We start from the raw sequence: 22,072 nt of genomic DNA, 5'->3' as shown, positions 1-22,072 counted from the left end.
GAAAATGTTACCGGACGGTAGCCCAGTTCGTGGTTAATTTTCATTACCGCCAAACCGGTAGTTAAACCAAATATTTTTGAATTCGGATATTTCTTACGCGAAAGCTCGAAAGCCTTTTTCTTAATCGCTTTTGCAAGCCCTATTCCACGGTATTCTTCACCAACAATTAAACCCGAGTTGGCCACAAAACCTTTTTCCTGCCAGGTTTCTATGTAACAAAAACCGGCAAAGGTGTCTCCTTCAAGGGCAATAATTGCTTTCCCTTCCTTCATCTTCGAAGACAGGTACTCAAATGTACGACGCGCAATACCGGTGCCCCGTTGTTTCGATGCACTGTCGATAGCGTCGTTTATGTCGTCGATGAATTTCAGGTGATTTTCGTCGGCAATTAAAACTTTAATATTTTCTAAACTCTTCATCCTTCGATCTACAATTTGTCGTTAAGCTTTGGCAGAATTTTTATTAATGCCTCAGTCAAATCATTTTTCGATATTCCTTCCCTTTGTATTATTAATATAGTATCGTCTCCGGCAACGGTTCCTAAAATTTCCCACGGACTAGCCGAATCAATTACGGCTGCAATGCTGTTGGCATATCCGGGCATTGTGCGTATTACTGCCAGGTTGCCCGAAAACTGTATGTCCTTAAATCCGTCGGCCAGGTAATTTATACGGTTTGTATGTTCCGAATTGTTTCTTTCGGGTTGTCCGTTTTCCGGAATCGTATAAACATATCCTTTGGCCGGATGTGGCACTTTAGCTACCTGCAGCACTTTTAAATCGCGCGACAATGTTGCTTGTGTCAGTTCGAATCCGCGGCGTTTTAGCTCAACCAATAATTCGTCCTGGCTGTGTACACTGCCTCTTTGGATTATTTTTCGGATTTCTCGTTGTCGTTGTACTTTATTCTTCATTGAATAAATATTCATTTGTAATGCAAAAATATACATTTCTATAAAAGAACAGGTAAGAATTTCAGAATATTTTCTATTTTTGCATCGGAAAATGATTTTAATATCATGTTCTTAACATTATGGCTGAAAAAGTGTATTTGAAAATAAGTATAAAGAATAACTGAAATGCGTTTGAACTATTTTAGGGCAAGCGCATTTTTTTTAATTATTAAATCGGAATATGTACAAAGTAAAACAGGCAAAATTAACGCTTGAAGACGGGACGGTTTTTATGGGAAAATCCTTCGGAAGCGAAAAGTCGGTGGCCGGAGAGGTCGTATTTTATACCGCAATGACGGGGTATCCGGAAAGTTTGACTGATCCATCTTACACCGGGCAGATCCTGGTGTCGACCTACCCAATGATTGGGAATTATGGCGTTCCTTTTAACAGAAAAGAGAACGGAATACACAAGTTTTATGAATCGCACAAATTACACATTTCCGGTCTGATAATCTCTGATTACTCGTTTGAGTTTAGCCACTGGAATGCTGAGAAAAGTTTGAGCGACTGGCTAAAAGAATACGAAGTGCCGGGTTTATTCGATATCGACACGAGAGCCTTAACGAAAATTTTACGTGAGAAAGGTTCTATGTTAGGAAAAATCGAATTTGAAGACGAAATTGACTTTTACGATCCGAATAAAGAAAACCTGGTAGCCGTTGCCAGCTGCAAAGAGCGCGAGGTTTACGGAGACGGAGAGCACAAAGTAGTATTGATCGACTGCGGTGTGAAAAACAACATTATTCGTTGTTTGCTTAACCGGGGAGCAACAGTAATTCGCGTACCATGGGATTACGATTTTACCAATGAAGAATTCGACGGATTGTTTATCTCGAACGGCCCGGGTGACCCGGCAAACTGCGATGCAACTGTTGAATACATAAAAAACACCATTGGAACAGGAAAACCAATTATGGGAATTTGCCTGGGTAACCAATTGCTGGCGCGTGCAGCCGGTGCTGAGACCTATAAATTGAAATTTGGTCACCGCAGCCACAACCAGCCGGTGTTGTTAGAAGGAACCAACAAATGTTACATCACTTCGCAGAACCACGGTTTTGCGGTTGCAACAGAGACTTTGCCAAGCGACTGGGAACCATTGTTTACGAACGTAAACGATGAAACCAACGAAGGAATCAGGCACAAAACAAAGCCGTTCTTCTCAACTCAGTTCCACCCCGAAGCTTCGAGCGGTCCGGTTGATACCGAGTTTTTATTCGATGAGTTCATTAAAAACATCGTAGAGAGCAAGAAATAAGATTGAACCGCAGAATGACGATTAACGATTTATGATTGCAGATATGAACAAGTATGATTTGGAAGATAGATTAATTCGATTCGCAGCCAATATAATCAGGCTTGCAGAATTGCTTCCAAATACTCCAATCGGCAATCATATGAAAGGTCAAATCGTTAGATCAGGTACTTCACCTGCACTCAATTATGGCGAAGCCCAAGGTGCTGAAAGCAAAAACGACTTTATCCATAAAATGAGTGTTTGTTTAAAGGAATTAAGAGAAACTTTTGTTGCGATTAAAATTATTAAACAATCAGGTCTGATTAAAAATCTGAATATGCTTGAAGATTGTTATGTCGAAAATAATGAACTGATATCGATCTTCGTAAAAAGTATTGAAACGGCCAAAAGGAATAATAAAAAGTAACAATGAGATGATACATCTGAAATCTTAATTCGTTAATCAATATTCGAAATTCAAAAAAATATCATGATAGAAACACATATTAAAAAAGCAATTGTTCTTGGTTCAGGAGCACTAAAAATTGGAGAGGCCGGTGAGTTCGATTATTCCGGTTCGCAGGCGCTTAAAGCGTTGAAAGAGGAAGGTGTTGAAACGGTTCTTATCAATCCGAACATTGCAACCATTCAAACATCTGAAGACATTGCAGACAAAATTTACTTTTTGCCTGTTACGCCTCATTTTGTTGAAGAGGTAATTAAAAAAGAAAAACCACAGGGAATTCTTTTGGCATTCGGTGGGCAAACTGCGCTAAACTGCGGGGTTGCACTTTACGAATCGGGAGTTCTCGAAAAATACAATGTTGAGGTAGTTGGTACGCCGGTTCAGTCGATTATCGACACGGAAGACCGCGATATTTTTGCCAACATGCTGGCCGAAATCGGTGTGAAAACGCCAAAAAGTATTGCCGCTTCAAATATGGCCGAAGCAAAAGCTGCGGCTAAAGAAGTTGGATTCCCGATCATTATCCGTGCAGCCTACACGCTGGGTGGTTTAGGATCCGGTTTCTGCGAAAATGAAGATGAGCTGGAAAAACTGGCTGGAAGCGCATTTTCATACTCGCCACAAATTCTGGTTGAAGAATCGATTAAAGGATGGAAAGAAGTAGAGTACGAGGTAGTTCGCGATAAATACGACAACTGTATTACCGTTTGTAATATGGAGAACTTCGACCCGCTGGGAATTCACACCGGCGAAAGTATCGTTGTAGCTCCATCGCAAACAATGTCGAACTCTGAGTACCACAAACTACGCGAAATATCAATTAAGATTATTCGCAGGGTTGGAGTAGTTGGAGAATGTAACGTACAGTTTGCACTCGATCCTTACTCAGAAGATTATCGTGTAATTGAGGTGAACGCCCGTCTGTCGCGTTCGTCGGCACTGGCATCGAAAGCTACCGGTTATCCGTTGGCGTTTGTTGCAGCAAAATTGGGTCTGGGTTACGGCTTACATCAACTTAAAAACTCGGTTACCAAAGTAACAACAGCATGTTTCGAGCCTGCGCTCGACTACTGTGTGGTAAAGATCCCTCGTTGGGATTTGAGCAAATTCGTTGGCGTTTCGAAAAATATTGGAAGTTCGATGAAATCGGTTGGCGAGATCATGGCCATCGGACGAACTTTCGAAGAAGCCATTCAGAAAGGTATTCGGATGGTTGGTTTGGGAATGCACGGTTTTGTGGCCAACAGAGAGGAGATTACCATCGAAGGAATCGAGGAGGAGTTAACAAATCCTACCGACCGCCGAATTTTTGCCATTGCCGAGGCATTTAATAAAGGTTACTCGATCGATCAGATTCACGAGAAAACAAAAATCGATCGCTGGTTCCTGCAGAAGCTGAATAACATTTACAAAATAAAACTGGAGCTGAAAAAATTTAAGGAATTGGAGGAATTGCCAATTCCGCTTTTGAAAGCTTCAAAACAAGCCGGTTATTCCGATTTCCAGATAGCAAGATTAGTGCTGAGGAGTAAGAATGTGAATATCAACGAGGATATTCTGAAAGTTAGAGCTTTCCGTAAAGCGAACGGTATTGTTCCGGTGGTAAAACAAATTGATACGCTGGCAGGTGAATATCCTGCACAGACCAACTACCTGTACCTGACACACAACGGTACCGAAAATGACGTCAATTATCTGGGCGATCATAAATCGGTAATGGTGCTCGGTTCGGGTGCTTACCGCATCGGAAGTTCGGTGGAGTTTGATTGGTGTAGTGTAAACACCATCAACACGATTAAAGAACAAGGTTACCGTTCGGTAATGATCAATTACAATCCGGAAACGGTGAGTACGGATTACGATACCTGCGACAGACTTTATTTTGATGAGCTGACTTTTGAGCGCGTAATGGATGTTTACGACCTGGAGAATCCGCACGGAGTTGTGGTTTCAATGGGTGGTCAGATTCCGAATAACCTGGCCATGAAACTCGACGGCCAAAATGTGCCGATTCTTGGAACATCAGCCAAAAAGATCGACAATGCCGAGGACCGCGAGAAATTCTCTTCATTACTTGATGATCTTGGAGTAGATCAGCCACGCTGGGCACGCCTGTCAACCATCGAAGAAATTCACAAGTTTGTTGACGAGGTAGGTTATCCGGTGTTGATTCGTCCATCGTACGTACTTTCGGGTGCTGCAATGAACGTGGTTTCGAACCCTGATCAGCTGGAACATTTCCTTGAAATGGCAGCCAATGTTTCGAAAGAACATCCGGTGGTAGTTACCGAGTTTATCGAGCAGGCCAAAGAAATTGAGATTGATGCAGTGGCTAATAAAGGCGAAATGGTTGCTTATGCCATTTCGGAGCACGTGGAGTTTGCCGGAGTTCACTCGGGCGATGCTACCATCGTTTTCCCGCCGCAAAAACTATATGTTGAGACCATTCGCAGGGTGAAGAAAATTGCTCGTCAGATTGCAAAAGGACTGGAAATTACCGGGCCTTTCAATATGCAGTTCCTGGCAAAAGATAACGACATAAAAGTTATTGAGTGTAACCTGCGCGCATCGCGAAGCTTCCCGTTTGTTTCGAAGGTGATGAAATTGAACCTGATCGAAATCGCCACGAAAGTAATGTTGGGAATCGATGTGCCGAAGCCGGATAAATCATTGTTCGAACTGGATTATGTAGGTGTTAAAGCACCGCAATTCTCGTTTGCACGATTGCTGAAAGCCGACCCTGTTTTAGGTGTTGATATGTCGTCGACCGGAGAGGTTGGATGTATTGGCGAAACCTACTACGAGGCCATTCTGAAAGCGATGATGTCGGTGGGATACAACTTCCCGAAAAAGAACATCCTGATTTCGTCAGGACCATCGCGAGGTAAACTGGAGTTGCTGAACAGTACCCGATTGTTGGTTGAAAAAGGCTACAACATTTTTGCTACTGAAGGAACGCATAAGTTTTTCCGCGATAACGGCATTGAAAATACGCTGGTGCACTGGCCTGATGAGGAAGATCAGTCGCCAAATACCATTGAGATGATCAAGAATAAAAAGATCGACCTGGTGGTTAATATCCCGAAAAACCATACCAACCGCGAGTTGAAAAATGGTTATACGATTCGTCGTAGTGCAATCGATTATAACATCCCACTAATTACCAATGCTCGTGTTGCAAGTGCATTCCTTTACGGAATTTGCAAATACAGCCTCGAGGATATTAAAGTAGTGAGCTGGGACGAATACAAAGAGTAGAGCACTTTATTTCGATAATAGAAAAGCTCCGGCCGTTGGTCGGAGCTTTTTTTTATAGTAACCGTTTTAGCGTATTCAAGGACGAATCTCTGTTTAGAAGATTAAAACGTAGGAAATACAGAATTTTCTCTCGCAATAAAATTATTATGAAAAAATAATTCCTCTAACTTTATAGTTCGTAAATGACAATAAAATGAAAGAATTGAAATATATATTCTCAAGCGTGTTCTTCTTTGTAAGTCTAATTTTTAACGCCTCTGCTCAGTCGTACGAAATTACCATTCAAATAAGCAATCAGCCCGATAATAAAATTGTTCTTGGATCAGTAAAGGGCGATGATTTTATCGCAATTGACTCTACTGAGGTGGTAAATAGTACCATTAAATTTCAGCTCCCATCATCCGCGCCGATTGGAGTGTATCGGATTATTCTTGGTCAAACTGCGTACGCCAAAGTGATGGACAAAGCTCCTCAGCAACTTGATTTTATTTACAAGAACGAAGATGTTCATCTTGAAACTGATTTTAATGATCCTTTAGCTAAGCTGAATGTGGTTCAATCGGAAGAGAATAGGATTTGGTATGATTTTATTGAAAAGGAAAAAATCCTGAAGGAGGAACTCCAGCTCATGGAAAAGGAAGTGGACTATTTTTGGGCAAAAAAAGACACCTCGAATGCGACAATGAAAGCTAACGAGTTTAATCAGCTTCAGATGGACCGGGAATCATTTATAAAACAAGCAGTAAATAATGCTTCCGGCACTTATGCCGCAGAACTGATTAAAATGTATTCAGAGCCTTTTCGTGATGGTTATTTGTCGGCAGAGCAGCGGGATGATGACTTTAAGGCCAACTACTTTAACGGGCTTGATTTTTCGAATGAGGCTTTAATAAACTCCTCGGCTTATTCAGATAAAGTATTCAATTACCTGGTGTTTTGTAATGATAAGGAATTCACACCAGAGCAACGTGAAGCGGAATACGAAAAAGCTATTGATAAAATAGTAGCGAATACAAACCAGAATGAAAAGGTGCACAAGTTTATTCTCGATTATATGGTTGATGGATTTGAGCAATTAAAAATGGATAAACTGATTGCTTACATTGAAGATAGATATTAGGAATTACCAAGCTGATACTTTTCGTATTCAGCTATTTGGTGTTTAAATGCAAGATTTTGTAGGAGCTGGTCTTTAATTTGACTGGCTTTTTTTGTGTGATTTTTTCGCCCATAAAAAAAGCCCGCAGTAAAACTGCAGGCTTTCGTGGTTGACCCACCAGGGCTCGAACCTGGACTCTTCTGAACCAAAATCAGACGTGTTGCCAATTACACCATGGGTCAGTCCTTATTGTGTCTTTTCGTTAAAGACGGTGCAAAAGTATAAAAAAATTTTATTCTGCAATATCTGGGCAAAAAAAAATTCCCTCTTTCGAAAAAAAGGTGAAATGCTTTTTGAGAATTATGTTCGCAGCATTCTTGTATAAAAGCTTATATTTGCCTTTGTTCAAAAATTAAATGCAGATCATGCAACACACAAAATTAATCAATAACATTCTTGGTTGGCTTGTTTTTATCGTCGCTTGTATAACTTATTTTGCTACTCTCGAACCCACTGTTAGCTGGTGGGATTGTGGCGAATTTATAACAAGCGCTTTTAAACTGGAAGTTGGTCACCCGCCGGGTGCGCCTACATTTATGATTTTGGGACGGATATTTACGTTGTTTGCTCCCGATGTCACCAAGGCTGCGGTTATGGTTAATTCGTTGTCGGCCATTGCAAGTGCTGCCACTATCATGTTTCTGTACTGGACGATCGTACATCTTGCCCGCAAACTTTTTTCGGAGGATAAACTAAGCAACGGCGAACAAATTGCCGTATGGGGAAGTGGTTTGGTGGGAGCGCTGGCTTTTACTTTCACCGATTCGTTTTGGTTTTCGGCAGTAGAAGGCGAGGTTTATGCACTATCGTCGTTGTTTACGGCCATGGTATTTTGGGCCATTTTGAAATGGGAAAATGTAGCGCACGAAAAATATGCAAACCGCTGGTTGGTGCTTATCGCCTATTTAATGGGCTTGTCAATTGGCGTTCACTTGCTGAACTTGCTGGCTATTCCGGCCATCGGATTGGTTTATTATTTCAAGAAATACGAATTCTCGTGGAAAGGTGTGATCTACGCGCTGGCAGCGTCGATGGGTATTTTGCTGGGTATTCAGTATGGAATTATACCAGGAGTGCCACGTATTGCGTTTGTTTTCGACCGCATTTTTGTGAATGCATTCGGATTGCCATTTAACTCGGGAATATTGTTTATGGGCGCCTTGTTGGTTGCCGGCTCCGTTTGGGGAATCAATTACACCCGAAAACGAAACAAGGTAGTGCTGAACACCGCGCTTACAATGGTTATTGTGATTCTGATCGGTTATTCGTCGTTTGCGTTGATCGTTATTCGTGCATCGGCAAATCCGCCAATGAACCAGAATAGCCCGGATAATGCCTTTTCACTGGTTCGTTACCTGAACCGCGAACAGTATGGCGACCGCCCGCTGGCGAAAGGACCGTATTACAATGCGCCGCGTATTGGAACAAAAGATCCAAAAGATCAATACAATAAAGTTGACGGGAAATATGAAATTACCGGATCAATGCCGGGTGGTTCAGTGTATGAGCCCAAAATGGAGACTTTCTTCCCGCGTATGTACAGCGACAAAGCAAACCACATTCAGGCCTACAAAGACTGGGGAAAAGTAAAAGGTACTCCGGTTAGGGTGCGCGAACGTGGCGAAGTGAAAACGCTGCAAAAGCCAACTTTTGGCGAAAACCTACGCTTCTTTTTCAGTTACCAGATTGGGCACATGTACATGCGCTATTTCATGTGGAACTTTGTGGGGCGGCAAAACGATATTCAAGGCCACGGCAGTTTTGAGAACGGGAACTGGGTAAGCGGTATTTCGTTTATCGATGAACCCAAAACCGGGCCGCGCGATAATATGCCCGAGTGGATGAAAAATGATCCGAGCAGAAACGTATATTACTTTTTGCCACTGTTGCTCGGACTTCTGGGCTTGTTCTTTCAGTATAACCAGGGCAAAAAAGGTAAAGAAACATTTGCCGTTACCATGCTGCTGTTTATCCTCACCGGTCTTGCCATTGTGGTTTACCTTAACCAGTATCCGTACCAGCCGCGCGAACGTGATTATGCTTATGCCGGCTCGTTTTATGCTTTTGCCATTTGGATTGGTTTAGGAGTGTTGGCTATTCACGCCGGATTAAAGAAAGTACTTAAAGGAGCGCCGGGAGCAGTGCTGGCTACCGTAATTTCGGTGGTTGCCGTGCCGGGTGTACTTGCGTCGCAAAACTGGGACGATCACGACCGCTCAGGAAAATATATGACACGAGATTATGCCAAAAACTACCTCGAGTCGTGTGCGCCAAATGCCATCTTGTTCACCTATGGCGATAACGATACTTTCCCGCTGTGGTATGTGCAGGAAGTGGAAGGCGTGCGTCGCGATATTAAAATTGTAAACATCAGTTACCTGGGAATGGACTGGTACATCAATCAGCAGCAGTTTAAAACCTACGATGCTGATCCGGTGCCATTTACGTTCACAAAAGATAAATACTACATGGGGCGCATGGATGCGGTGCTTTTCCAGGATCGTATAAAAGGATCGGTGGAATTGAGCGAAGCTATGGAGTTTTTAGGTAGCGACGATGTGCGAACCAAAGTAAAAGTAACCAGCGGAGCGATGTTGGACTACCTGCCATCGCGCGATTTCCATATTACAGTTGATAAGCAAAAAGCTCTGGATTCGGGAACTGTAAAACCTGACGATGCCAATCAGATTGCCGACAGAGTAAGTTTTAAGATTTCGGATAATATGATCACGAAAAGTGAAATGGCTGTTCTGAATATGATTGCTGCCAACAATTGGGAGCGTCCGATTTATATCGATCATAGTTTGGTGTTTACCGGAAATATTCACTTCCTCGACTGGCTGCAGTTTGAAGGACTTGCCTACCGATTTGTGCCAATAAGAACACCAAAACAAGGTGTTACTGCCGGACGTATCGACACCGATATTCTTTACGATAACGTGATGAATAAATTTGTTTGGGGAAATGTAAACGATCCGGATATTCACATGGACGAGTACAACCGCAAGCAGATAAATATTATGCAGGCACGTTATATGTTTACGCGTTTGTCGCAAGCCTTACTGGCCCGTGGAGACAAGGAAAAAGCCATTGAGGTGGCCGATAAAATGTTCGAGCTTTTCCCGAATGAGAAAATGCCACTCGATTACAGTTCGTTCCAAATGGCGGGGCAGTATTACGGTGCCGGAGCCATAGAAAAAGGAAATGAAAAAGTGCGCATAATGGCCGATAACTGTTTTGCTATGCTTGATTATTTTGCGTCGTTGCCCAACAACCTTGCTGCAGCGATACAGGGCGAGCAAAATCGTCAGATCTCGCATTTGCGAAACCTGGTGATTCTTACACGAAATTACAATCAGGATGAGTTGAATGCTGAGCTGGATGCCAAGTTGCAGGAATTGATTGCCAAGTTCCAGAATAAAGCCGGTGCTTAACCGCCGTTTTGTTGAATTTGCCGAAATAGTTTTGTAGCCAGTTTTTTACCCCGTGACCGGATGCCGGCCGTGGGATGATATTCCATTTCCTGCTCGATGATTTGCAGTACTTCCGGTTTTAGGTCGGGTTCCAGTTCGGAGATGTTATAAAGAATTTGCATGGCATGCACCCGCACAGCCACGGCTTCGCTGCCCGAGGTAAATGTTTCAATGCAATAATCAAACAGGAAACCAATGTGCTCATCACTAATTTTATTCATGCTGATAAGCTTTAGCCAGTGACGGCGTTTGCTGGCATTCTTTTCTGTTTTTAATTGTTCGATCAGCGCCGGAAGATAAGGTTGCAAAAGCTCCGGCTTTTCGTCATGAATTTTATCGACAAGGTAAGCAGCACGCCAGCTTTTTTGCCGTGTATCGTTTAGGGCAAGCTGAATGAGTGTATTAAACTGCGTCGGGTCGTTTAGCATTGACGCGGCAATGATTTCAATGTTTTCCCAGGCGTCGAGATGTTCGAAAAGTTCTTCTTCAGTCATCGGTGGTTGATTTCATAACGAGCAGAAAAGATAGAAAATAATCCGCAAGTTTCTATTTTTACCGAATGATTCAAGTTACCTGTGCTTTAATAATCGATCAAGGGAAAATTCTTGTTGCTCAAAATAACGAAAGCTCCGATCATCCGTTTCAGTGGGAATTTCCCGGAGGAAAAGTAAAATCGGGCGAAACCGAAAAGGAGTGTGTTGTTCGTGAAATAGAGGAAGAATTAAATCTGACTGTAGAAGTTGTGGAGGCGCTCTCTCCGGTTGAACACGATTATAAAATTAAAGCCATCCGTTTGATTCCCTTTGTTTGTTTACATGTCTCAGGTAAAATAAAACTGAACGATCATAACGCGGTAAAATGGGTGACGTTTGATGAGTTGGATGAACTTGATCTTGCTGAAGCTGATAAGGCCTTGATTCAAATGCCGGAGAACCGCGATCGTTTAAAGGAATACACCGGGGAACAAATGAACCAGTCCCGATAATACACCTGCCCATCCGATTATTGATAAAATCATATATAAAACGGTGTGCCGTCGTTGAGCGTAGTATTTATTGGCCAGAAAAGCGCCAATGGGTATGGTTAAAATAACAGGTGTGGCAATAATAACTCCCCAAAATCCGTAGTTCGATTTCATGCGTGTAATAAAACGGTTTCGTCGGGTGAAAATTCGTTTTTTCTTTTTCTTTGTTCTGTTGATACACCAATTACGGTAGCGTCCTCGCATTGAATTCGGAATAGCGTTGCACAAACACGGCCACAACAACATTAACCCACGGTTTAAGGGTTTGCTGATGTAATAAAAAAACAGAAATCCGCCTATTCCCCCGGTTAGTACAGCAAGAAGCGCGTACTTATAATCGAGGCCAATAATCATGGCATAAGGAAGAGTAACAATATACTTAACCGATGCCAGTAATACGATATGTAGTATTTTTAGCAACACAATTACCCTTTCGTGTGCTGATAAAACGCGTGAGGGATTAAAAAGGTTGCGAGCCTGTACCGACCTTTATATATTCTTAACGATTTTTAAACATGTTAGCCAACCACATTAATCGGTTTCCCATCAATAAAAGCCTTCAGATTGTCAACAGCAATTTGCATTAACCGTTGGCGGGCTTCAAGCGTTGCCCAGGCAATATGCGGTGTAATAAAACAATTCTTTGCTTTAGGTAATGGATTTTCAGGAAGTGCAGGTTCCACCGACAATACATCGAGGCCGGCGCCAGCAATCTGATCATTGTTTAGTGCGTCGGCGAGATCCTGCTCGTTTATCAGTGGTCCGCGGCCGGTGTTTATCAGAAAGGCCGTTGGTTTCATTTTTTCGATGGTCGCTTTATTTATGAATCCCTGATTTTCGCTCGTTAGCGGACAGTTGATACTGATAAAATCGCTGGTCTCCAGTAGGGTGTCAAGATCTACTTGTCGGGCATCGAGATCGGTTGTTTTTTGGCTGCGGTTGTTAAAAATAACTTTCATGCCAAAAGCCAGTGCTATGCGTGCAACGGCTTGCCCGATCTGTCCGAAACCAATAATTCCCAACGTTTTTCCGGCCAGCTCGGTTTGCGGCGACAACCAATAGGCAAAGTCTTTGCTCGTTGCCCATTCTCCATTGCCAACCGATTTGGCATGCAATCCTACATTGTTGGTAAAATGCAATATGTGCGCAAAAACCAACTGCGCCACCGATTGTGTGCTGTACGCGGGAATGTTACAAACCATAATTCCTGCTTCGTTTGCGGCGGTTATATCAACAACATTGTAGCCCGTTGCCAGTACGCCAATAAACTTTAAGTGAGGTAGCTGTTCGATGATTTCGCGGTTAAGGATGACTTTGTTGGTGTAAACGATTTCGGCATCTGCAGACCGCTCAACGGTTTGTTCCGGTGTTGTACGGTCGTAAACGGTCAATTCACCCAATACTTTTAAGTCGTCCCAGCTTAAGTCTCCGGGATTTAGTGCGTAGCCATCCAAAACAACGATCTTCATATTGCTGATTTATTAATTTGTTGTCAAAAATAAACAAAATGAGCAACCCGGTTATTTCGCGAATCAAAATGAAAGCTCTATATTTAATGTGTTATACAAAAAAGATAAGATAAGGACGAGTTTAATTGTGGTTTTTTGCCCGGCACATTAACAGCTTTGCTGCGCTTTGCAACAACCATAAAAGCTAATAACCCTATGGAAACAAATAACCCGGGCAGTGAATCTGCCACAAAAAAATTGAGAATTTTACTGGCTGAAGACGATAAAATTAATCAGAAGTTGTTTTCGTACATGTTAAACGAAATTGCCGCTGAGCTTTTTATTGCCTCAACGGGGGTGGAAGCCATAAATCTGCATAAAGAACATTCTGATATCGATTTAATTTTAATGGATTTGAAAATGCCCGAGATGGATGGTTACGAGGCCGTTAAGAATATAAGGGAATCGGATAAAGCGGTGAAGATTTTCGCTTTGTCGGCCTTCTCTCCCGAAACACAGGGCGAGGCAGTTAACGGAAAAGATTTTAACGATTACGTAAGCAAGCCCATTCGTAAAGCCGACCTTTTAAAAGTTATCGAAAAACATTTTTAGTGAGAAGAGAGTGGCATGACTGCAATTCCTGGAGTTCATGCTGAAGCCAATCTGGTATTTAATGAAAACCATTTAATAATTCAATAATGAAAAAACTAACACTGCTGTTTGTTGGGTGTATTTTGCTTTTTTGCGCTGCGTGTGACACGGAGATTGAAGAAGGGGTGCGGAAAAGCGATTTGTCGAAAGATGTTCAGTTGGTTACTGATATGGGAACTATCGTTTTGCGCTTGTCGGACGAAACGCCGATTCACCGCAATAATTTTATAAAATTGGTGAACGAGGGGGCATACGACAGTGTGTCGTTTCATCGCGTTATCGATAACTTTCTTATACAAACCGGAGACATGACCACAAAACCTGGCAGGCTGGGCAGTAAAAGAGACAGTGCAGACTGGTATTATATGATCGATGCCGAATTCAGACCGGATTTGTTGCATAAAAGAGGAGCTGTAAATGCTGCCCGAATGGGTGATGATCAGAATCCGGAGCGCGCTTCGGATGGTACGCAGTTTACCATTATACAAGGTCGCGTATATAACGACAGCACACTGGCATTGGCAGAAAAGCGAATAAATGGCTGGTTGGCCTACAATAAAGTGGTAAACCAATCAGAACACAAACCAGAGCACAAAAAATTGAAGGAGCTGTTTGATAAAATGGATGCCATTTACAGCAAAGATAATCCTGCCGACAGTTTAAAGATTCAGGCAATTGAAGCTGACATAAAAACCTTAAAAACCAAATTCGATTCCTTAGCGGAGATTGAGTTGGCAACAATGGAACCTTACCGTTTTCCGGAAGAGCACCGCGAGATTTATAAAACCGAAGGAGGAGCGGCTCACCTCGACCAGAACTACACCGTTTTTGGTGAAGTGATTACCGGAATGGATGTAGTCGACCGAATTGCCCGGGTTCAGACCGATGAGGCAGACAAACCCATCGACGACGTACGCATTTTGTCGGCAACGATGATTGAGCGAAAGTAAGATTCTAGGCGAGTAATCAGAATTCTTTAATTATCCCGATAGTAAAACCCAGATCGTTGTCTTCGTCGGTAATTATCGGCCGGTTGAGAACGATATCAAGTGTTGTTTTCAGTGGGACAAATTCGGCCGAAAGATCAAGGACTTCGCCTAAAACAAAAGCATCCCAGTCTTTTTCCACCACTTTTACGGCAATGGTTTTCAGGTTTCCCGAAAAGATCCATTTATCGAGGTGTTTGGTGTAGTTGTATTGCACGTTTATAAAACCGCCGTCCTGGTAGCGGTCGCCACGTTGTATCGACATCCACGGAGAAATTTCGGCAGTAAACGTATGAACCGAATTTGAAGGCCTCCGGAGGAAATTCCAGTTCCAGGTAATTACCGGCTGAATCCACGAAAGCTTGTCAATCGTTTCGCTGTACTGGTAGCTTACAAAAATCACCCGCGATCGCTTTGGTATCATTCGCGCCTCCTGTCGTGCAAAAACAAGGCTGTCGGCTTTTTCCGATTCGTGCGTGTGGTTCACTCCGCCAATCAAATAAATGGGAGTCAGATTTTTTAAATCGTGGGCATAGTAAAAATACAGACTCCACGAACCACCAACCGAAAACTCTGTACTGAACTCGCCCGTTGGTTTATCTTCCGTAAATAAATTGGTTGGATCGAGCCATTGCGAACGCAGCGAAACACTGGTTTGGGCCTTGCAATTCAATACAAAAAAGAATAGAAGTGCGGCAATGCCAATACGGGAAGTACAGGTTTTAGTTGTCATGGTTAAGTTGATTAGTTTCAAACCTAAAAATAGCAGGATTTATGATTTAATTGAATACTTTCTGAATATGTAGACGCTTAATTTCGGGAAATACCTATTGGTTTTAACATAAGATGTTTACATTTATAGCACCAAAAGTTAAACCTTTGCCGTTGCAGGCAGAAATAATGAAGTTCTTCTTATTGCAATAAAGCAGTTGCCCATTGAAACATTACAATTAAAAGCACAAAATGAAAAACAATCGAATCAGAAACGTATTAAAAGGCCTCAGTTTTACATCGGCGATGTTCATTTTTCAGGCGTGTTACGGAACGCCGCAGGATTTCGGATACGATAGACTTGTTGAGGGGCAGGTTACCTCAGAAACAACCGGATTGCCAATAAAGGGGATTAAAGTGTCGGTTGCCGGTGATAACAGTTATTACGTCACAACTGATGATGAAGGGAAATTCTCGTTCTACTCGGAAAAAGAAGAAAATGTACTAATTGGATTTGAGGATATTGATGGGGACGAAAATGGAGCTTTCCGGGATTTGTTCAAAACGGTTGAGGATATAAGTGAATCGGTGTACCTGGAAATCGCGTTGAAGGACAAACTATGATTTCGCTTAAGAAATATGCTTTCAGGCAATTTAAAAAGTTAGAGACCCGGGCGCACGAACTAAATTATTTGTTTTGGGAGTGTACCACCCGCTGTAATTTAAATTGTATTCACTGCGGAAGCGATTGTGCAAAAGACAGTGCTTTTAAGGACATGCCGCTCGACGATTTTCTGAAGGCCATTGACACCATTGAAGATAAAGCTCCAAATTTTACCGTTGTATTTACAGGTGGAGAACCCCTGTTACGAAACGATTTGGAACAGTGTGGAAAAGAACTTCGCAAACGAGGATTTCGGTGGTCGATGGTTTCAAACGGGCACCTGTATAACCGGGAAAGGCATTATTCCTTGTTAAATGCCGGAATGGGTGCATTAACGATCAGTCTCGACGGATTGGAAGCGTCGCACAACTGGATGAGGAATAACAGCACCAGTTTTCAGAAAGTTGTAAATGCTATTGAGCTGGCTGCCTCGGCCACGCGTTTAAACTTTGATGTGGTTACCTGTGTAAATCAGAAGAATATTAATGAGCTGAGGCAGATTAAAGACTTGCTGGTTTCAAAAAATGTAAAAGCCTGGCGCTTGTTTACCATTATTCCGATTGGCCGGGCGGCAAACAATCCTGATTTGCAATTAAGCGACAAACAGTTTGTGGAGCTGATGGATTTTATAGCCGAGCAACGAAAGGCAAAAGACATTGATGTGAAATTTAGCTGCGAGGGATATGTGGGCAAATACGAATCGCTGGTGCGCGATAGTTCTTTCTTTTGCCGGGCAGGCATAAATATTGGTTCGGTATTAATCGACGGCTCCATTTCGGCATGCCCCAATATCGACCGCAGCTTTTCGCAGGGAAATATTTACACCGACAATTTCTACGAGGTGTGGCAAAAGAAATTTCAACCTTTCCGAAATCGCAGCTGGACAAAAACAGGGCAATGTAAATCATGCCGCGAGTACAACGATTGCCAGGGAAATGGATTCCATAACTGGCACGGCAACAAACAGAATGTTTTGGTTTGCCATCATCAGAAAATTGAACAGGGGAGTGTTTAGTCTTCGGTATCGTCCTGGAAATCTCGTGATGCGATTTGATTGTAAAAGATGTCGTCCCGCCGGGACTTATTTTTATATTTCCGTTTCATGCTACCGCTCTATTGTCCCTGCCGGGAGTGTTTTTATCCATAGATAAGCTGAGTGTGTTTTAATCCCGGAGGGATGAAATATCTATAGCCTCCCGACGTTCCCCGTGGTCAGTCGGGACAGGCCGTCTTTTAAGGCAACGGTGTACACACAAATAGAGAATTCACATTTTCAATGTTTCTCTAGCAATTTTTCGTTCGGAACAAGCGGGCAATCCGGATCAATTTTATTCGCCGTACGATTTTTTGTAGCTCCGCTACCCGGCGCTTAGTGGCTTCGTAAACTCAGCCACACGCACCGGGTTATTGAATGTCGCCCCATTCGGGGCTTAAAGCACCAAAGGTGCGTAATCAATTAACCCAGGGTAAGCGACCGAAGGAAGCGCGACCCTGGGAATTGAAGCAAAATAGACAAAGGCGCAATTGCTACTGTGGTTTGAAATAGAGGCACTCTTTGCGCCGCATATTTAAAACCTACTGTAAAAATGGCTCCAAATAAATCTGTGAATACACCGTCGGTTTTTTAAGAAGGGGTAATGAGGGTAGCGGTTATAGCGGTGCAATTTCGAAATTGTCGGGCTTGTCCGCTGCCCGTTACCGGTGTAACAGAATACTCCTCAATGCGTATAAAACAAAGCCTACTGCGTCTTGCAATGATCATTTTTACCGACCGTAGTTTCTAACAGTTAAAACTTTAAATCAATAGCCATGAATCCAACAAGTAACATTAAAACAAGTCAACGAATAATCAATATTCCGATTCCGGGAAAAATTAAACCGATGGCTCATGCAAATCAAACACAGGCTTTAATCGATACTATAAATGAGGAGCTGAACAGTAAATTAAAAATTGGCTACAAAGCCTGGAAAGAGGATGGTAGCCCGATCGAAAAAGGAGATGAATTTAATTTAGATATTATCGTCTCGGTGGACGATAACCACTATAAAAATTTAGCCTTCGAGAAGGTAAAGGTCACCTATGCCTCTGATAATAAATTTGCTACGCTGCTAAATCCAACACAAACGAAATTCATTCGGTGTATCGAAAAAGAATTTAGCCGGATTACCGGATCACATCCTGCAAAGGTTCAAGCCCGGCTTTTAGCCTTAGGAGCCATTTATCCGGAAAATGTAAGCGATATAATAGAGAATGTGGGGATGTTAGTGGTTGAAGCTGATCCCGTCATTCAATCGCTATTTCATATCCACAACGTAATCAGTGATATTCCTGTTGAGATACAACCGGGGCATTAAAAAACACCGTTGGAGCTTCCCGAAACTTCGGGATGTGATCTTTTTGATGCAACAATTTGAGGTGTCGTCCCGCCGGGACTTATTTTAGTTTAGTGCATCGTTTTACCGGTTTTTCGTCCCTAACGGGACTGTTTGTATATGGCTTTGCAAGGTCAATGGTTAACTCCGGAGGGGTAAAATATCTGTAGCCTCGCCTTTTAAGGCGGGGTAATGAGCGCAGCGAATAAAGCGGTGCAATCGGGAAGTTGTTCGGGTTTGTTGGTGGCTTGCACCGCAATTTTGGTGAGATTGCTTCTCCCGATGCCAGCGAACTGGATCGGGATCGCAACGACGACATAAATTAGCAAAATAGGGCAGCGGACAATGAACGAATTCGTTACGGCACGATTCACTACTGTCCGCTGCCTTGTACCTATAATAAATAGGTGCGACACCGATGAGTGAAACGAATCGGGAGAAGCAATCTCCTTAACTTTACATCAAAGCCAATGACCAAACATTACAGTTGTTTCCCCTTTTTAAGGGAAAATGTCGACAGACAAAGGGGTAATGTTTTATTACTAGATTCCGAAGGCGTATAAAAAACAAAAGGGAAAAACAATGTTTTTCCCTTTTGTGGTGCCACCTGGAATCGAACCAGGGACACACGGATTTTCAGTCCGTTGCTCTACCAACTGAGCTATGGCACCTTTCTAAAGTTGGGCTTTAAGTAGCACCCCCTTTATTTTGGTGTTGCAAAAGTATACATTTTTTTAAAATCACAAAGTTCAACACAAAAAAAAGTGAAAAAAAATTGATTTTTTCAGCTCACGGAATTCCGTGTGGGTTTATGTGTTTCGTCTTTTTTATGCGTTTTTATTTGAAACAGAATTACTTGACCCTCTAAGTCCTCCGATAGGTGACGATTCCCTTCTTTTTGCAGATTAGGAGCAAAATGAATTCCGGTATAATCATCCGGAAATTTCGTACTATCATCGATGTTTTCGATTTTACATAGAATCCTTTCATGCGTTTTGTATACGGTATGTGCCTGCAATCCAATACTTTTTATACTTTTGCACGATTAGTTTAAAAGACAATGGTTGATACTGATTATCTGATACATACATTACATAACGGCATTCGAATAATTCATCAGGAAACCGATTCGCCGGTGGGGCATCTGGGGGTTTTAATAAATACCGGATCGCGCGACGAAAAGGAGGATGAACATGGCCTGGCACACTTTATCGAGCACTCGGTTTTTAAGGGCACAAAAAAACGCAAGTCGTTTCACGTGTTGAGCCGTATCGAGGGTGTTGGCGGCGAGCTGAATGCCTATACCACAAAAGAAGAAACCGTGCTGTACGCTACGTTTTTAAGCGAGCATTACGAGCGCACGGCCGAATTGCTGAGCGATATCCTTTTCAACAGCACTTACCCCGAGAAAGAGCTTAAACTCGAAAAAGAGGTGGTGGTTGAGGAAATAAATTCGTATTACGATACGCCGTCGGAATTGATCTTTGATGAATTTGAAGAGCAGGTTTTTGATGGCCATCCCATTGCCCGCAATATTTTAGGCACAAAAGAAAAGCTGCGTTCTTTTAACCGCGATATGATTTTCAATTTTATTGCCAATAACTACCATACCGATCAAATGGTGATCAGTTCGGTGGGGAATATCGATTTTGCGGCTTTGCTAAAAATGCTGGAGAAGTATTTTGGCGAGGTGGAGCAAAGTTTACGACAGTTGAAGAGAGAGCAGTTTGTGAATTACCAGCCGCAATCAAAAACGGTAATAAAAGATACTTTTCAGGCGCACTGCGTGATGGGTAATCTGGCTTTCGATTTTAAAGATCCAAAGCGTATTGCCATGGTTTTGCTGAACAATGTACTGGGCGGACAGGCGCTAAACTCGCGTTTAAACCTAGCCATGCGCGAACGTCGCGGAATGGCATACAACGTGGAGTCGGCCTACACAGCTTATTCCGATACAGGTTTGTTTAACGTGTATTTCGGAACCGACAAAGAAAACCTGAATAAAGCGGTGGCGCTGGTGCATAAAGAGTTTGACTTGCTGCGCGACAAGAAGATGGGAGCCGTTCAGTTAAGCCGTGCAAAAAAGCAGTTGATAGGGCAGATTGCCATTTCAACCGAAAGCCGCGAAGATATGATGCTCACCATCGGGAAAAGTTTTATGCTTTTTGATAAGGTGGATCCGCTGCGTGTGATCTTCAAAAAAATTGAGGCGATTAGTGCCGAGGATATTATGGAAGTGGCAAACATCGTTTTGGACAAAAACCAGATGAGTACGTTGATTTATAAATAGAAAGAATGGACAGGCAGAAGGCATTGCATCAATATATTTTGGATCATATCGATGAGGAAGATCCGGTGTTAACGGAACTGGATCGTGAAACTAACCTGAAAGTGTTGGGTGCCCGTATGATATCGGGGCATTTGCAGGGACAGGTACTCACGATGCTGGCAAAAATGATTCGCCCGAAAACGATTCTAGAGCTGGGAACTTTTACTGGTTATTCGGCCATCTGCCTGGCAAAAGCATTGCCTGAAGATGGCAAACTGATTACTATTGAAGTTGATGATGAGTTGGAGGCACTGGCTGCTAAATATTTTGAAAAGGCAGGAGTGGCACATTTAATCGAGCAAAAAATAGGGGCTGCCACAGAACTGATTCCTTCGCTCGGTCAATCGTTCGATCTGGTTTTTATCGACGCTGATAAACGCGAGTATGTGCAGTACTATCAGCTACTGATTGATAAAATGCAGTCTGGTGGCTACCTCATTGCAGACAATACCCTTTGGAGCGGGAAAGTACTGGATAAACCCCGTTTCGATGATCGTCAGACCATTGGTATTCTTGAATTCAATAAGCTGATTAAAAACGACGACAGGGTTGAAAAAGTCATCCTTCCGCTTCGCGATGGCATGACTGTTATTCGTAAGAAATAACCTTAACATTCCTAACCCATTGTAACTTTTGCCTGCCGGCGGCCTTCATTTTTGTTTTGACACAAAAACGAAGCAAAAAAGTCAAGGCTGCTTTTGGTCCTTCCCCTACGTTTTCATAAAACCCAAGTTCGGACGGGTGATCTCCTCAATTCTTCGGAGCTTCCCGCTCTCACTAAGGCTTTATTTCAACTCCGGGCAAAGACCCAAAGAGGCCGTTCCGCTAATGTTGCGTTTGCAATGATAAGTGTAGCTTCGAAGCTTCGGCCTCGGCCGGTGAGCCGGAAAACAAGCGGTGACGGCGTTAAAAAATTACTGATGTTTGAGGAGCCCCGAAGTTTCGGGGGGAGTTTCAGGAATTTTAGACGGCATCGCGTAGCTTTTCCGAGAGAAGCGGGCGCAGCCTTGGGTTTTGTGTCTACTCTTTGGGCTAAGCCAAAGAGTAGAATCCGCCTGATAAGGCCAAAAGCTGATTTCTTATGCTCGGTTACTTATATTGAGAACTCGAAATTTTATCAACTCAATTCCTTAGTTGGAATTATTATTCCCCGATGCCGGTTGTGCCTTTTTAGCCTGAAACCCCGGTTTCCGCTTTCTGTTCGGATTGTTATTCCTTCGTTTGTTTGGTCTTTTGTTTTTATCTCCAGCTTCTGAAGCGTTTTGTTTGTTTTGCGGAGTGTTGCTCTTATTCTCGAAATTCCGGCCTCCCTTTTTGTTGGTTCCCCGGTTGTTGCGT

At 42.8% G+C, this 22,072-nt stretch carries 20 protein-coding genes and 2 tRNA genes; 13 read left to right on the top strand and 9 right to left on the bottom strand.

The window, feature by feature from the left end:
• Together QZ576_RS21280 and argR are read right to left on the bottom strand one after the other, a co-directional pair.
• Window positions 1–419, bottom strand: a 419-nt coding sequence (locus tag QZ576_RS21280) for a GNAT family N-acetyltransferase (protein WP_297101298.1), incomplete at its 3' end; no start/stop codon positions are given.
• Between the two features lie 8 nt (window positions 420–427).
• Window positions 428–913 carry an arginine repressor gene (gene argR / locus QZ576_RS21275; RefSeq protein WP_297101295.1) on the bottom strand — a complete coding sequence of 162 codons (486 nt, stop codon included), beginning with the start codon at window positions 911–913 and terminating at the stop codon, window positions 428–430.
• Between the two features lie 220 nt (window positions 914–1,133).
• On the opposite strand from argR, the gene carA reads away from it, so the two are divergent.
• From carA to QZ576_RS21255, 4 genes are all read left to right on the top strand, one after another.
• Window positions 1,134–2,213, top strand: coding sequence for a glutamine-hydrolyzing carbamoyl-phosphate synthase small subunit (carA, locus tag QZ576_RS21270; protein WP_297101293.1), 1,080 nt, complete (start codon window positions 1,134–1,136; stop codon window positions 2,211–2,213).
• A 31-nt stretch (window positions 2,214–2,244) separates the two neighbouring features.
• A complete protein-coding gene (locus QZ576_RS21265) occupies window positions 2,245–2,619 on the top strand; it encodes a four helix bundle protein (protein WP_297101290.1) in 375 nt (124 codons plus the stop codon).
• 63 nt (window positions 2,620–2,682) lie between these two features.
• Window positions 2,683–5,916, top strand: coding sequence for a carbamoyl-phosphate synthase (glutamine-hydrolyzing) large subunit (gene carB / locus QZ576_RS21260; RefSeq protein WP_297101287.1), 3,234 nt, complete (start codon window positions 2,683–2,685; stop codon window positions 5,914–5,916).
• A 193-nt stretch (window positions 5,917–6,109) separates the two neighbouring features.
• A complete protein-coding gene (locus QZ576_RS21255; RefSeq protein WP_297101284.1) occupies window positions 6,110–7,036 on the top strand; it encodes a DUF4369 domain-containing protein in 927 nt (308 codons plus the stop codon).
• 145 nt (window positions 7,037–7,181) lie between these two features.
• On the opposite strand, the gene QZ576_RS21250 is transcribed toward QZ576_RS21255, so the two are convergent.
• Window positions 7,182–7,257: transfer RNA gene (locus tag QZ576_RS21250), tRNA-Gln, on the bottom strand.
• A 183-nt stretch (window positions 7,258–7,440) separates the two neighbouring features.
• Here QZ576_RS21250 and QZ576_RS21245 point away from each other — a divergent pair.
• Window positions 7,441–10,509 carry a DUF2723 domain-containing protein gene (locus QZ576_RS21245; RefSeq protein WP_297101281.1) on the top strand — a complete coding sequence of 1,023 codons (3,069 nt, stop codon included), beginning with the start codon at window positions 7,441–7,443 and terminating at the stop codon, window positions 10,507–10,509.
• Here QZ576_RS21245 and QZ576_RS21240 read toward each other — a convergent pair.
• A complete protein-coding gene (locus QZ576_RS21240; protein ID WP_297101278.1) occupies window positions 10,506–11,042 on the bottom strand; it encodes a hypothetical protein in 537 nt (178 codons plus the stop codon). The two genes, QZ576_RS21245 and QZ576_RS21240, sit on opposite strands and share 4 nt — an antisense overlap.
• A gap of 65 nt (window positions 11,043–11,107) precedes the next feature.
• Between QZ576_RS21240 and QZ576_RS21235 the strand changes: the two genes are divergently transcribed.
• A complete protein-coding gene (locus QZ576_RS21235; RefSeq protein ID WP_297101275.1) occupies window positions 11,108–11,533 on the top strand; it encodes a (deoxy)nucleoside triphosphate pyrophosphohydrolase in 426 nt (141 codons plus the stop codon).
• Here QZ576_RS21235 and QZ576_RS21230 read toward each other — a convergent pair.
• Together QZ576_RS21230 and QZ576_RS21225 are read right to left on the bottom strand one after the other, a co-directional pair.
• Window positions 11,492–11,992: a hypothetical protein gene (locus tag QZ576_RS21230; protein WP_297101272.1), complete on the bottom strand. Its 501-nt coding sequence runs from the start codon at window positions 11,990–11,992 to the stop codon at window positions 11,492–11,494. The genes QZ576_RS21235 and QZ576_RS21230 overlap by 42 nt on opposite strands.
• A 98-nt stretch (window positions 11,993–12,090) precedes the next feature.
• Window positions 12,091–13,041 (bottom strand): D-2-hydroxyacid dehydrogenase, encoded by a 951-nt coding sequence (locus tag QZ576_RS21225; RefSeq protein ID WP_297101269.1) that lies wholly within the window; start codon window positions 13,039–13,041, stop codon window positions 12,091–12,093.
• A gap of 195 nt (window positions 13,042–13,236) precedes the next feature.
• Here QZ576_RS21225 and QZ576_RS21220 point away from each other — a divergent pair, with 195 nt between their 5' ends.
• A complete protein-coding gene (locus QZ576_RS21220) occupies window positions 13,237–13,632 on the top strand; it encodes a response regulator (RefSeq protein WP_297101266.1) in 396 nt (131 codons plus the stop codon).
• A gap of 86 nt (window positions 13,633–13,718) precedes the next feature.
• On the top strand, window positions 13,719–14,621 hold the full coding sequence (locus QZ576_RS21215; RefSeq protein WP_297101263.1) for a peptidylprolyl isomerase: 903 nt from the start codon (window positions 13,719–13,721) through the stop codon (window positions 14,619–14,621).
• A 16-nt stretch (window positions 14,622–14,637) separates the two neighbouring features.
• Here QZ576_RS21215 and QZ576_RS21210 read toward each other — a convergent pair whose 3' ends face one another.
• Window positions 14,638–15,390 (bottom strand): hypothetical protein, encoded by a 753-nt coding sequence (locus QZ576_RS21210; protein ID WP_297101261.1) that lies wholly within the window; start codon window positions 15,388–15,390, stop codon window positions 14,638–14,640.
• A 230-nt stretch (window positions 15,391–15,620) separates the two neighbouring features.
• Between QZ576_RS21210 and QZ576_RS21205 the strand changes: the two genes are divergently transcribed.
• From QZ576_RS21205 to QZ576_RS21195, 3 genes are all read left to right on the top strand, one after another.
• Window positions 15,621–15,992 carry a hypothetical protein gene (locus QZ576_RS21205; protein ID WP_163322216.1) on the top strand — a complete coding sequence of 124 codons (372 nt, stop codon included), beginning with the start codon at window positions 15,621–15,623 and terminating at the stop codon, window positions 15,990–15,992.
• Window positions 15,989–17,047, top strand: coding sequence for a TIGR04133 family radical SAM/SPASM protein (locus QZ576_RS21200; protein ID WP_297101254.1), 1,059 nt, complete (start codon window positions 15,989–15,991; stop codon window positions 17,045–17,047). The genes QZ576_RS21205 and QZ576_RS21200 overlap by 4 nt, the downstream gene beginning before the upstream one ends.
• A gap of 794 nt (window positions 17,048–17,841) precedes the next feature.
• The gene (locus QZ576_RS21195) at window positions 17,842–18,387 is read left to right on the top strand and encodes a hypothetical protein (RefSeq protein WP_297101251.1); all 546 of its coding nucleotides are present in this window, start codon (window positions 17,842–17,844) and stop codon (window positions 18,385–18,387) included.
• A gap of 616 nt (window positions 18,388–19,003) precedes the next feature.
• Here the strand turns inward: QZ576_RS21195 and QZ576_RS21190 are convergent.
• Window positions 19,004–19,076, bottom strand: a tRNA-Phe gene (locus tag QZ576_RS21190).
• Between the two features lie 389 nt (window positions 19,077–19,465).
• On the opposite strand from QZ576_RS21190, the gene QZ576_RS21185 reads away from it, so the two are divergent.
• Together QZ576_RS21185 and QZ576_RS21180 are read left to right on the top strand one after the other, a co-directional pair.
• Window positions 19,466–20,695 carry a pitrilysin family protein gene (locus tag QZ576_RS21185; RefSeq protein ID WP_297101249.1) on the top strand — a complete coding sequence of 410 codons (1,230 nt, stop codon included), beginning with the start codon at window positions 19,466–19,468 and terminating at the stop codon, window positions 20,693–20,695.
• A 5-nt stretch (window positions 20,696–20,700) separates the two neighbouring features.
• Window positions 20,701–21,339: an O-methyltransferase gene (locus tag QZ576_RS21180; protein WP_297101246.1), complete on the top strand. Its 639-nt coding sequence runs from the start codon at window positions 20,701–20,703 to the stop codon at window positions 21,337–21,339.
• Window positions 21,340–21,864: 525 nt separating this feature from the next.
• Here QZ576_RS21180 and QZ576_RS21175 read toward each other — a convergent pair.
• The coding region (locus QZ576_RS21175) for a hypothetical protein (protein ID WP_297101242.1) at window positions 21,865–22,072 on the bottom strand (208 nt) is incomplete at its 5' end.

Origin of the sequence: uncultured Draconibacterium sp. (assembly GCF_913060805.1) — a bacterium.
In the GTDB taxonomy this organism is placed as follows: Bacteria; Bacteroidota; Bacteroidia; order Bacteroidales; family Prolixibacteraceae; genus Draconibacterium.
The sequence above is the reverse complement of the archived record's forward strand: the minus strand, read 5'-3'. Positions and strand labels throughout refer to the sequence as shown.

What these genes read in the sequence shown, in the direction of transcription:
- QZ576_RS21200 (WP_297101254.1), top strand. Translation starts at nt 15,989, where the DNA reads ATGATTTCGCTTAAGAAATATGCTTTCAGGCAATTTAAAAAGTTAGAG.
- QZ576_RS21265 (WP_297101290.1), top strand. Translation starts at nt 2,245, where the DNA reads ATGATTGCAGATATGAACAAGTATGATTTGGAAGATAGATTAATTCGA.
- carB (WP_297101287.1), top strand. Translation starts at nt 2,683, where the DNA reads ATGATAGAAACACATATTAAAAAAGCAATTGTTCTTGGTTCAGGAGCA.
- QZ576_RS21255 (WP_297101284.1), top strand. Translation starts at nt 6,110, where the DNA reads ATGAAAGAATTGAAATATATATTCTCAAGCGTGTTCTTCTTTGTAAGT.
- QZ576_RS21205 (WP_163322216.1), top strand. Translation starts at nt 15,621, where the DNA reads ATGAAAAACAATCGAATCAGAAACGTATTAAAAGGCCTCAGTTTTACA.
- QZ576_RS21215 (WP_297101263.1), top strand. Translation starts at nt 13,719, where the DNA reads ATGAAAAAACTAACACTGCTGTTTGTTGGGTGTATTTTGCTTTTTTGC.
- QZ576_RS21185 (WP_297101249.1), top strand. Translation starts at nt 19,466, where the DNA reads ATGGTTGATACTGATTATCTGATACATACATTACATAACGGCATTCGA.
- QZ576_RS21240 (WP_297101278.1), bottom strand. Translation starts at nt 11,042, where the DNA reads ATGACTGAAGAAGAACTTTTCGAACATCTCGACGCCTGGGAAAACATT.
- QZ576_RS21195 (WP_297101251.1), top strand. Translation starts at nt 17,842, where the DNA reads ATGAATCCAACAAGTAACATTAAAACAAGTCAACGAATAATCAATATT.
- QZ576_RS21180 (WP_297101246.1), top strand. Translation starts at nt 20,701, where the DNA reads ATGGACAGGCAGAAGGCATTGCATCAATATATTTTGGATCATATCGAT.
- QZ576_RS21220 (WP_297101266.1), top strand. Translation starts at nt 13,237, where the DNA reads ATGGAAACAAATAACCCGGGCAGTGAATCTGCCACAAAAAAATTGAGA.
- QZ576_RS21225 (WP_297101269.1), bottom strand. Translation starts at nt 13,041, where the DNA reads ATGAAGATCGTTGTTTTGGATGGCTACGCACTAAATCCCGGAGACTTA.
- QZ576_RS21245 (WP_297101281.1), top strand. Translation starts at nt 7,441, where the DNA reads ATGCAACACACAAAATTAATCAATAACATTCTTGGTTGGCTTGTTTTT.
- QZ576_RS21210 (WP_297101261.1), bottom strand. Translation starts at nt 15,390, where the DNA reads ATGACAACTAAAACCTGTACTTCCCGTATTGGCATTGCCGCACTTCTA.
- argR (WP_297101295.1), bottom strand. Translation starts at nt 913, where the DNA reads ATGAAGAATAAAGTACAACGACAACGAGAAATCCGAAAAATAATCCAA.
- QZ576_RS21235 (WP_297101275.1), top strand. Translation starts at nt 11,108, where the DNA reads ATGATTCAAGTTACCTGTGCTTTAATAATCGATCAAGGGAAAATTCTT.
- carA (WP_297101293.1), top strand. Translation starts at nt 1,134, where the DNA reads ATGTACAAAGTAAAACAGGCAAAATTAACGCTTGAAGACGGGACGGTT.